7 protein-coding genes are annotated in these 11,387 nt (G+C 47.5%); 2 read left to right on the top strand and 5 right to left on the bottom strand.

Annotated features, from left to right (window positions below):
- Positions 1 to 35: 35 nt before the first annotated feature.
- Complete coding sequence (locus NST40_RS07685; RefSeq protein WP_342410572.1) at positions 36 to 2,195, bottom strand: alginate lyase family protein; 2,160 nt, start codon at positions 2,193 to 2,195, stop codon at positions 36 to 38.
- Positions 2,185 to 3,306: a glycoside hydrolase family 88 protein gene (locus NST40_RS07680; protein ID WP_342410571.1), complete on the bottom strand. Its 1,122-nt coding sequence runs from the start codon at positions 3,304 to 3,306 to the stop codon at positions 2,185 to 2,187. Before NST40_RS07680 ends, NST40_RS07685 begins: the two co-directional genes overlap by 11 nt.
- A gap of 259 nt (positions 3,307 to 3,565) precedes the next feature.
- Between NST40_RS07680 and NST40_RS07675 the strand changes: the two genes are divergently transcribed.
- Positions 3,566 to 4,828, top strand: a complete 1,263-nt coding sequence (locus NST40_RS07675) for a TraB/GumN family protein (protein WP_036675660.1) — start codon at positions 3,566 to 3,568, stop codon at positions 4,826 to 4,828.
- 196 nt (positions 4,829 to 5,024) lie between these two features.
- Here NST40_RS07675 and NST40_RS07670 read toward each other — a convergent pair whose 3' ends face one another.
- The gene (locus tag NST40_RS07670) at positions 5,025 to 6,311 is read right to left on the bottom strand and encodes a Gfo/Idh/MocA family oxidoreductase (protein WP_342410570.1); all 1,287 of its coding nucleotides are present in this window, start codon (positions 6,309 to 6,311) and stop codon (positions 5,025 to 5,027) included.
- A 147-nt stretch (positions 6,312 to 6,458) separates the two neighbouring features.
- On the opposite strand from NST40_RS07670, the gene NST40_RS07665 reads away from it, so the two are divergent.
- Positions 6,459 to 7,286, top strand: a complete 828-nt coding sequence (locus NST40_RS07665; RefSeq protein ID WP_076277104.1) for a helix-turn-helix domain-containing protein — start codon at positions 6,459 to 6,461, stop codon at positions 7,284 to 7,286.
- A gap of 566 nt (positions 7,287 to 7,852) precedes the next feature.
- On the opposite strand, the gene NST40_RS07660 is transcribed toward NST40_RS07665, so the two are convergent.
- Together NST40_RS07660 and NST40_RS07655 are read right to left on the bottom strand one after the other, a co-directional pair.
- Positions 7,853 to 10,090, bottom strand: a complete 2,238-nt coding sequence (locus tag NST40_RS07660) for a glycoside hydrolase family 88 protein (RefSeq protein WP_342410569.1) — start codon at positions 10,088 to 10,090, stop codon at positions 7,853 to 7,855.
- A gap of 15 nt (positions 10,091 to 10,105) precedes the next feature.
- Positions 10,106 to 11,377 (bottom strand): hypothetical protein, encoded by a 1,272-nt coding sequence (locus NST40_RS07655; RefSeq protein WP_342410568.1) that lies wholly within the window; start codon positions 11,375 to 11,377, stop codon positions 10,106 to 10,108.
- Positions 11,378 to 11,387 lie beyond the last annotated feature (10 nt).

Below are 11,387 nucleotides of genomic sequence, written 5' to 3'. Positions count from 1 at the left end.
TTTATTCTATCAGCCCGTTGTCCAGTATTCATACATTATCTGATTACCGTGACTTTCTTTTGACCGTCTGCAGAAACCATAAGCACTACTTCTCCAAAAATTTGTACGCCCTCCACTACATAGGAATCTAAATGACTGGATGGAATCTCGTGGCTGATCACGATAATATGCTCCTCATTCCTTTCGGGGAGGATGATGCGGCAGGCCTCCGCCTGTGCAGCAGCCACCGGTTCACCCGTATGGCGGTAAATCGGCACCTGTTCGACCAGCGGACAGAACAACTCACCCGCAGACTGCGGGTACAGCACCTGCATGATCGAGATCGTTCCTTTCCCCTTTCGGGAGTACACAGCATACTGATTGGGTTCCAGCAGATTATATTCGCGGGAGATTACCCCAGCATCAACCCTGCCCTGAAGACCATCAACATGAACAGGAAGGATACAAAGATTGGCTTCCCGCTCATTTTTTGTACGGCATATTAGCGTTCCCTCTTCCATCTGAACCGTTCCGGGTGCAAAATGAAAATGCTGGGAAAATGTATGCTCCTGCCGGGAACTGAAGCTGTCCACCAGAAGCCAGTAAAAAGGCTTAATAAATAGGATCCTCCTTAACGGGTAGACCGGATCATCCCAATGACGGTAGCCGTCATGGCTGCCCTCTACATAATCAAAGTCCGGATGGCTGATCCATTGGCAGCCCGTTGGCTTCGCAATCTGAGAGAAGGACCATGTATCCGTGACTTCGGTAAATCCAATTCCGTCGACAGTGGTCGTATTATGGGCAGCGCTTTCTTTTAGCGCTTTTCTAAGTGGTGTATGATCACTATAGTTGTATCTGCCAAGATCGGTAAGCAGATCCTGCCCATAGGCATACAGATCGAAATGTAGCAGATCCGCGTGCCCATGTCCACCCCCAAGTGGTCCGCAGTGAAAATATAGGTACAAACCCTGCTCGTCCCAGCCCGTTCGCATCACATAATGGCCGGAATGTGCATAGGCGTGTGACAAGTTTGGCGGTAGCTCCGCAGTCAGCCGCTCGTAGCCCTCAACTCCATTTATCCCAAACAACCAGGCATTGTCATAATCCATTTGATCGTATCCGCCAAAACGGAGTACAGCATCCTGAAATAACCAGCCCGCATAAGTCAAAAGCGAACGGATATCGCTGTCATCACTATCGCCAAGCATCGTCTGCCGGTGATTCGGCTTGGCCCAATATAATGAAGCGACAGCCATTTGCTGAACCTTTTGCTGAAATTCTTCCTGAAGCTCCAGTCCGTTCAATCGGGCTAAGCGGATGCAGTCGAGAAAACATACCAAAACCTCATGGTGATAGGTAGGCGATTGCTCCCAGTGGATACCGTCCGCCATAATCTGAATTCGCGCCGTCTCTCCCAATCTCTCCTCACTGAGCTGTCCCCAGTTATTGGCACTAGTGAACTCAGGGAAGTAGAGCGCAGTTTGGAACAAACCACAAGTCTCCAACACCCCCCAGTTGCTGATCTTCTTCCAGCCCGTAAACGATAAAGCTAAATATTGGCCGTGTTCATGCAGAGATATCATCACTTTGGCCAGCAGCGTCGGTGTGAGCAGCGGACTATCCTGTATATAAGACAGCGCTTTAATCCAGTTAGCACAGCGAAGGCCCGCTTCAATTGTGCGCCATGTCAGCGAATCATTCGCAGGCTTGTCTGGAACGGGGTTACGGTCTATCCAATCTTCAAGCTGGCAGCAAAATACCCTCGCATAATCCTCTTTACCTGTTATCGCATACGCTTGTCCTAATGCCACCCAGTAGCGGTGGCGATTCAGCATATAAGCCCATTCTACATCCTTGTCCGGAACATGACGCCAGTCAATTTCTTCCTCAAAGGTAACCGGAATGCGGCTGCGCTCCATATCCCAGGGAAAACGAAAGAGAAACGTCTGCTCCACAACTTCATCCGCTGTCTTCATTACAGCTTCCAGCTCGTCTGCACAATAAAGCCGTACATAGTCAATAAGCTGCTTCCGGTTATCCTCTTTCCGCCAGCCCGGCGTGCTCCGTCGGGTCAAATACCGATGTAATTCAGTCAGCGCATCGTCCTGCCGCGCTTGGCTGAGCGCATTCTTCACTAGAGCTAAAGCGGGCAACTCAAGGTCGAGCAGCGCAAAGACGGCATAGGGGGAAATTTGTCTGACATCAGTGTTCATACCAGTACCCCTTATTGCCTTTTTGCAGCCGCATCAATGCTTCAAGATAGAAATAATCTCCCCAGATCATGAAGTCATCTGGAGACAGATCGCCGCGCACATGGTAAGAACCATGCTTCAGCAGCCCCTCCGCCTCTTCACCGAGCGTGGAATAGTTCTGCACAAGCGAAGTCATCGACTGCACTAATCCCTGCTGAAAATAAGCCCGCTCCGAATCCTCCCCATCCATTAGCTCCAGCAGTTCCTGTAGTCCGGCTGCTACTATTGCTGAGGCCGAGCTATCCCGGTAAGTATCCGGAGATACCGGAGCATTAAAATCCCAGTAAGCGACATGATCTTGCGGCAAATGCTCCAGAAAATAGCGGGCCATCCGCTTGGACGTTTCCAAATACAACGGATCTTTGGTATAGCGGTAGGATAACGCAAAACCGTAAACACCCCAAGCCTGCCCGCGCGTCCAGGTCGATCCGTTAGTAAAACCCTGGTGTGTGGCGCCGCCAATCGGCTCTCCGGTCTTCGGGTCGAAGAAAAACGTATGGTAAGAGCTGTCATCTCCCCGTACCAGATACCGTCTCGTTTTCTCCGCCTGCATGACCGCCACTTCCCTGTATACGGAATCACCGGTCTGTTCTTCTGCCCAATACAAAAGGGGAAGATTTAACAGACAATCAATAATGATCCGCCCGCCTTCCTGAGTATCCCCCTCCGGTCCCCAAGCCTGAATATAACCGCCAGCTGTACGCCAGCGCTTCAGCAGCAGGTCTGCCGCCTGCAATGTCAGTTGACGCGCTGATTCGTCTTTATCTATAATCCACTGGGCTTTAGAGGATAACGAATACAGGAAGCCAATGTCGTGATGATCAAGCACGGTCTTTGCCGCGAAACGGCGGCGGAAATCTTCTACGGTATGGGATGCCGCAATACGGAAGCTGTCATCCCGTGTATATTCATAACACAACCACAACATGCCGCTCCAAAATCCATTAGTCCAGTCGTCGTTGTTATTGAGCTGATAAGTTCCATTCCTGCTGACATGTGGGAAACTGCCCCCGAACCGGTCTATGTTCTTACGTACCTTCTCTATCGCATCTTCAATCGCACTGCTCCACATAAGTTCCTTGCTCCCTTCAGGCTCTTCGTTTCTTACGTTTCATGATAAGGAGAGTGAACAGGATCTAATAGGGGCGATTTTTGCTTTGATGTGCATTATTTTGACTTTTGAATGACGTGAAGTACTGTAAGTTTACTTTCCAATCATAGGCATCAAATCAATATAGTAACAAAAGGTATAACTGTTTATGGGAAAATACGTTAAAATCAGAGAGTGACTTACATCTTTCATTCTTTTTTAGAAACGGAGTGTCCTATTAATGAAAAAGCTAGGTGCATTATTTTTATCCATTTTCATGGTTATGTCTGTCTTTACCACTGCGCATGCTGCTGAAAAGCCTGTCGGTGTATGGATTGATGGAACCGAAATAAAGTTAGGCAATTCTAACCCTGTTGTAGAAAAAGGAACGACCCTAGTTCCTATGCGTCCCCTGCTAGAGAAGCTTAATGTAAATATTAATTGGAATAAAAAAACCCAAACCGTAACAGGGACCAAAAATGGACTGGCCCTCTCACTGACCATCGGCAGCACAACCGCAACGGTAAACGGGGAGAAGAAAAAACTAGAGGTGGCTCCTAAAACCATCAACAATGTCACCTATGTTCCTGTCCGCTTTATAGGAGAAACGATCGGCTATAAGGTGGAGTGGAGTCCAGCGCTGCGCACCATCACTTTTGTGGCCGATACTCAAGCTGCCGGAAGCACCGGATTCTTATGGAAAGTGGAGAACAACGGCAACACCGTCTATCTGCTTGGTTCTATCCATGTGGCTAACGACAAAATGTACCCGCTGCGTCCGGAGATTGAAGCTGCTTTTGAAGCCTCGCAATATTTAGGTGTCGAAGTAGATATCTCTAAGATTGATCAAGCTGAGATCCAAAAGTTTATTTTGGAAAAAGGCTCTTATACAGATGGAACCAAGCTCAAGGATCATGTATCTGCAGATACCTATAACAAAGTAACTCAGCTGCTAAAAGCAAATGGTCTGGCGGAAAATGCATTCGATTCCTTCAAACCGTGGGTCGTTACCCAAGGTGTCTCAAGTCTACAGATGCAAGTTACAAGTTATACGGCGGATACCGGCATTGATTTATATTTTTTACAAAAAGCAGGCAAGCTGAACAAACCTATTATTGAACTGGAAAACACACAATTGCAGCTGAATATGTTCGACCAGTTCTCAGATGGATTGCAAGAAAAGCTTCTTGTCGACACACTCGGCAGCCTCAATCAAACGGACAATACTTCCGCAGCAGCTTCGCTGGATGCACTATCCCAAATGTGGATGCAAGGTGATGAGCAGTCGCTCGTAGCGATGACAAAAGCGGTCGCGCAAGAGCCGGAGTATTATAAAGGCCTGGTTTCGGATCGTAACGTCAACATGGTGAAGCATGTAAAAGAATATTTGAATAGTGATAAAAAAGCGACTTACCTTGTCGTCGTTGGCGCGCTGCATATGCTCGGTGACGATGGTATCGTGACCCAATTGCAAAAAGATGGCTTTAACGTCGTCAAACAATAATTGAGTTTTAGCTAAAATAAACAAGGCTGTCTCTTAGTCATCTACGATGATTTTGGAGACAGCCTTTTATTTTCACTTTTTTTAGCTCAATCTAAAAGTAGAAGTTGGCTTAACGTGCGGACAGAGTGGAGGGCCCTCCGGGATTCTGGAGAAACGCTCCCTACGAACCCAAAGCCGCTTGTTCATAAACGGGCTACTACAATTTTATTAACTGATCTACCTTAACTGGAAGTCCAGTAGCTATTGAACGATTTGCCGCAATCCCGGTCATAATAGACAACGCTCCGTCCACATGGGATGCCGCACGATTAAAGCGATCCTCCAGCGGACGTTCAAAAATATCACGCAGCATCACAGGATCTCCGCCTCCGTGCCCCCCAACTCCTTCTTCAATCTCCACTTCATAAGGTGCTGCGAACTGAGGGAAGACCGTGATCCGCTTGTCTTTTAACACCCCTTCATCTTCCTTGTTTCCTCCGGCATTTACATAAGACTGTTCGACGACCTTTACTTCCATCCGCCCCTTCGTTCCATTAAAAACTACAATGAAACCCTCCCAAGGCAGATAAGCATTAAGTGAATAATTCATAATCGTCTTATTTTTGTATTTGACCATTACCGCCATCGTATCCTCAATGCTGATATTATCACCGAACACACTTTGGTCACGCAGGTAGCCATCCTCATGCTCCGTATCCAGATACATCTGCTTTAACTGCTCATTATCTTTAAGATGCAGGGCAAACGGATCATTTTCCGCCGCACTGCTACCATGAGCACGCTGATAAAACTCAGTCACCCCGCGCTTCTCCGCGTTTTCTCTGCCATAAAATCTTAGATCACCCATCGCATAAACCGTATCTGGGCGCGAACCCAGCCAGAAATTCATCAAATCGAAATGATGTGTGGATTTATGAACCAACAGACCTCCGCTGTTCCGTTTATCACGATGCCATCTGCGGAAGTAATCCGCCCCATGCTGCGTATTTAGCAGCCACTCGAAGTTGACGGAAAGCACTTCTCCAATCGCGCCGTCCATAATGAGTTCACGGATTTTGGTGTTGTGTGGGGCATAGCGGTAATTGAAGGTCACACGCAGCTTTTTCCCGGTCCGCTCAATCGCTTCAAGAATTTCCTGACATTTCTCTTCATCCACTGTCATCGGTTTCTCCGAAATAACATCGCAGCCAAGGTCCATCGCCCGGATAATGTAACGATGATGCGTGCGGTCAATACTCGTGACAATAACCGTGTCAGGTTTGGTTTCCTCAATCATACGGTCAAACTCATGAGCTTTATAGGTAGGAACCGCTTGATATTTATATTTTTCCTCCAGCAAACGGTTCGCATAATCCATTCTTGCTCCATTCACATCACAAAAGCCTACAATCTCAGAGGTTTCACGATAATTCGTGGTGATCTCACCATAAAAAAACTCCGCTCGGCCGCCGGTTCCTACGAAAGCATATTTCTTGTTGGACATCAGGATCACTCCGTCACTTATTGATTTAAAAGCGTTTTCTTCTTATAGTGTATAGTATAAAATATATCTTAATCTAAGCGATTCTTAGCAGAAATAACAAAAACCTTGCATATATTATCCTCATTATCAGAAAGGAGCAGATTTAGCATGGAACAGGACCCTCAGCCTCCTTTTATAATTGAGCAAATAAAAAGAGCCGGTCCATTCAGCATGGATTCCGACCATTATCACGATACTTATGAAATTTATTATTTACTCGCCGGGGAACGCAGTTATTACATTAACAATCTGATCTATACCTTGCGTAAAGGTGATCTGATTTTTATTAACAAGAACGAGCTCCATCGTACCACCTCTAAAGGCTCTGCAAGCCATGAACGGATCTTAATTAACTTTGAGGAAAGCTTTCTGCAAAAGACATTGGCGCACTTCGAGCTAGATTTTCCATTTATGTCTACACAAAGCTTGCTTTTGCGGCCCGGAGCACATGAACAGGGGGCCATTGAATATCTTCTTTTCAGCATGCTAAAAGAACAAACAGAACCACGGACACAGCAAATCCCCTATCTGCAGACGCTGCTCATCCAACTATTTATTGAAATGAACAGAATACAGGAAATTAGCCGCGAGCCCATTGCCCCTGAGAGCAGTGAGAAGCAGCTAAAAGTCTACGAAATTATCGATTTTTTACAAACACATTATGCTGAAAAGCTTACATTGGAGCGGCTATCTGAGACTTTTTTCATCAGCAGCACCTATCTCTGCCGAGTGTTCAAGCAGACAACTGGCTTCACCATCGTAGAATATCTAAACTACATTCGGATCAAGGAAGCCCAACGTCTCTTGCAGAGCACCAACGCTAAAGTTACGAACATCGCCGAGGATACCGGCTTTGACAGCATCGCCCACTTCGGGCGTGTGTTTAAACAAATCGTTAAACGTTCGCCTTTGCAATATCGCAAGCAAAACCGCTGATCCACAGCTAGAAATCACAACCGATTCTCTATGTAGCCGCTCCGTCGCTCAAAAGTACCTTATGTGAACTGCCATGGGCATGGGGGCATCTGGGGCATCAGGAGCATCAGGAGCATCGGGAGCATCTGGCATCTGGCATCTGGAGCATCTGGGGCATCAGGGGCATCTGGGGCATCTGAGCAACAACAATACCCCGTCACTAGATTATCTTTTCGCGCGAACAAAGTTCATGAGGCTATCGGACCCAGTGGACCTTATTCGCAGCATAATCGCTATTTTGGGATTTTATCGGACTCCATAGTCGCTATTGGCATAAAAAGCTACCTATATTAGCCGTTTTCGAAGCAATAACGTCACTGGAGTCCGAAAATGGCCCCAAAAGGCGATAAACCTGCAAATAACGTCATCTGAGTCCGCATAACTTTGTCTAGCAGGAGTAATCGGCAGTTTCAGGGGCCGGGGGGTTTCAGGGGTTTAGGTAGCAATGTAACGCACAACAAAGAGCAGCGATCCCCACTAATGGAGTATCGCTGCTCCGCTGTAATTTTGTGATTAATACGGTCGTCTCATTCCTCATCATGCCATTCATTTTGCTTCCCATGTGATTTCATTTCCAAATCTCGTACGAGCCTGTGAACCTCAATTCCGGCCAGCAGCACGATGCCAACCCCATGTGTATCGTTTAATTGCCAGGTCAATTCATCTTTATAATACAGTTTGTTAAACGAATAACCCGAACCGCGGCAGACACCGTAAACATTGCCTTGTTTGTCAATACAATGACGGGTTAAGCCGCTCCAGCCGTGGAGTGCAGAGGTTACGTATGACTCTGGTTCCAGCATCCAACCGCAGCGTACGCCTCTAGCAAAAGCGTAAATAAACATAGAGGTACAAGAAGCCTCCGCATAGGACTCAGGATCCGTCAACACTTGATGCCATAGGCCCCGCTCATCTTGCAGCTTAAGATAGCCTTTACTAAGCTCGCGGAAATAATCAAGCAAATCAGCTCGCATCGGATGTTGCTCTGGCATAACTTCAAGCAGCTCAGTCAGCGAAAAAATCACCCAACCATTACCTCTGCCCCAAGGCACGCCATTGGGTTTATTAAACTTATAATCATACACATGATGCATAATGCCAAGCTCCGGCTGGAACAGCCGCTCCTTGTAATGTAAAAACTGCGCCGCCGCATCATCAAGATAAGCCGCATTTCCGGTCATTTCATAATATTTGCTTAGAAATGGCGTGCTCATATACAGATCATCACACCACATCGTCTGCTGCATGAAATCAACTGTGCCACTGGTCCGATACAAAGCTCCGTCAGGCAGCCTGCTCTGCACTTTAGTAATGTAATTGGCAATTTCAGCAGCAGCTTCCGGTGCGCCCTGTAGTGGACGAAGCTTATGTGCTTCCAGCATCGTTGCCCCGAAAGATCCGCAGTCGTCCAGCGAATCCATCAGCGCCAGCTGATGATTGATGCCCGGAGCGCCATAACGTTCAAGGTCCCATAAGGCATATTCATGCAGCGCTGTACATTGCTCAATATGGTGTTGTGCATATTCGGCATAATGGGGGGCCTTAAGCTCTACTCCTGTTCTCAGCAATCCGTACAGGGTTACGCCTAGAGGGTAATTCCAGCGCCCAAACATAACACTCTCCAAATAAGGCCTAACCCAGCTATTCGGTTGGTCCACACGCCAAAAGGTTACTTCATCCGCTTCCCCAAATAAAGTATCCATAGAGGTCAGTTCTAAGACTTTCGGCGCTGCCTCCTTGGTGAACAATCCAAGGTACAACCATGGATCAGTTAATCCTTCAACAGGATATGGTTGCACGAGACTACTCTGAACACCACCAGACCGTACGTCCAGTTCAAATCCCCAATTCCCCTCTCCACAGATGGACTCCACGACCAGATCATGTAGTCCATAACCAAGCTCCAGTTGGATATCAAGCATACCTTTCACGTTCTGATGCTCAGCTACAAGTTCCCCATTCACATAGATAGAGATTTCAGCCATTCCACGATAGCTACCTTGCAGACGAATGTCGTCTTTCTGTAGGCTGTTAACTTCCAGCTTACACCAAGCATACGCCTTGGCTCCCAGCATTTCCCCAAATATGCGTGAACAGTTGCCAGTTGCCTGTTCCTGTGGCGACCATTGCTGTGTCGGAAACCAAACGCAGCGAGCTGTCATTTGCTCTTCAGTGAATTCAGCTTCCAGCCAAGCTGCCCAAGATGTCTGCTGGGGTCCACTATAAATCCAACCTTCACAACCGCTTAACTGCGCCGTTGGAGTAAGAAAGTGTACTGGTGCACCTTTGACACTGCCCGTTCCAAAAACCCCTCCGCAACCTGTACCTGTTGCAACATACTCCAGTACAAGATGGTTCCAGCCTTTATCCATGCCCGCCCGAAAAAACGTCCTTCTGTCCGGAAACACATCATCATTTAGATTGGAGCTAAACACCAGCCGGCCATTTATGTAAACCTTAACTGGACTGTAGCAACTAACTGAGAAAGGGGCTTCTACCTCATTGTCGCCCCACAGCTTTCCCCATACATATACGAATTGTCCTGCCTCTAGCTCTGGCAGTCGTTCTTCCAGATTCATGTCGTAACGGCAGTCGCGGAGCCGGTTGAAACCACTCTGCGAATGTACCCGGTACACCGGAGGCTGCGGGGGATAGGCACCAATAAAACGGCTGGCCACAGCGGCCAGTACATTTTCGATTTTGCCCCCATTATATTTGGCAATACAATCAGGATCAGGAAAGTATTCTGGAATATAAGTACTCACTAAGCGTATCCTCCTTCACACCGTTATTTCTCCACCGGGATACAGTGTCGAGTTGTACAATCTTTTAGGGTGAGGTAACGATTTCTCAGAGGCACAGGTACTAATATCTATCCACTCGCTAGAATATACCGTTGCGGACTCATCATTATAAATTACAACCTGTTCCCTGCCACATCCCACAAGATCGCCGTGAACGGCATAACCTTCCTCCTTGAATTCAGCGACAACCCGCATATGTCCATCGTACAAAGCAGGATATACCCCGCCTCCCCGGCGGTACGCGAGAATATAATCCGGAGAACCCACTTGCCAGTTGCTCACGGCTTCAACTATAGTCAGCCAACCGTCGGTTGTACGTTCTTCTTTCCACAGTTCCTTGCCATTACAGTCTAGAAGGAACAACGCATCCTTACCTTTCAGCCCTTTGCCGTCATCTTCGCGGATCATTCGGTCCAGCCCGGCAACCTGAAGGCCAGGCAGTTCAGGCCGGAATCGGCCTAACGCCAGATGCTGTGACTCTATGGAGCCGTCATAACGCCAAAGCTCTTGTCCGTCCCGGTCATACATCACCGTTACGCTTCCGCCTACAACCAGTTCAGGATAACCATCTCCATTCACATCGCCAACCCAAATACAGTCCGCGTGGTCATCCAGATCGTGGCAGCTCCATAATAAATTACCTTTAGAATCAAGCAGATCATAACCTGCCATCACTTGATCCTGTCCATTTCCATGAAGATCGTGAACCCACGGATAATGTCCTACATTGCCTTTATACGTCCATAATAAATTGAAATCCTGATCCAAGGCCCACAGTTGATGATAACGGTCCTTCAGAATGATGTCGGAAGCATGTCCTTGCCCTGTTAGATTGGCGATGATAATGCAATCATGTGCATGTTCTGCCGGTAAGTCGTATATGGATTTAACCGTTCCTGTTGAACCTTCAAGAATATGAAACCGTCCATCCATTACACATAATACTTCCAGCGCCCCATCACCATCTAAATCATAAATTTGCGCTGGATAGTCCGAGCCTTGGCTGCCAGCGTCAGGATCGGGTGTGCCCACCTGCCACAGCTGCTTGCCATCCATATCAAAAGCGGTCAGGCATTGCACCTGATGGGGAATATAACGAACATCCTGACGATTATCCGGCTGGACCAGCAGCATTTCCGCACGTCCATCCCCATTCAGATCGCCAATAAGCATTTTGCAGCGTGGACCGGCAGCGGAAATATTTACTTTTGCCAGCTGATAGACTAATTGTGTGTCCTTCGTTTTCATTAGAATCCTC

Source organism: Paenibacillus sp. FSL R10-2778, from assembly GCF_038593035.1.
Taxonomy (GTDB): Bacteria; Bacillota; Bacilli; order Paenibacillales; family Paenibacillaceae; genus Paenibacillus_AQ; species Paenibacillus_AQ odorifer.
Note: the sequence above shows the minus strand (reverse complement) of the source record. Positions and strands in the feature narration are given on the sequence as shown.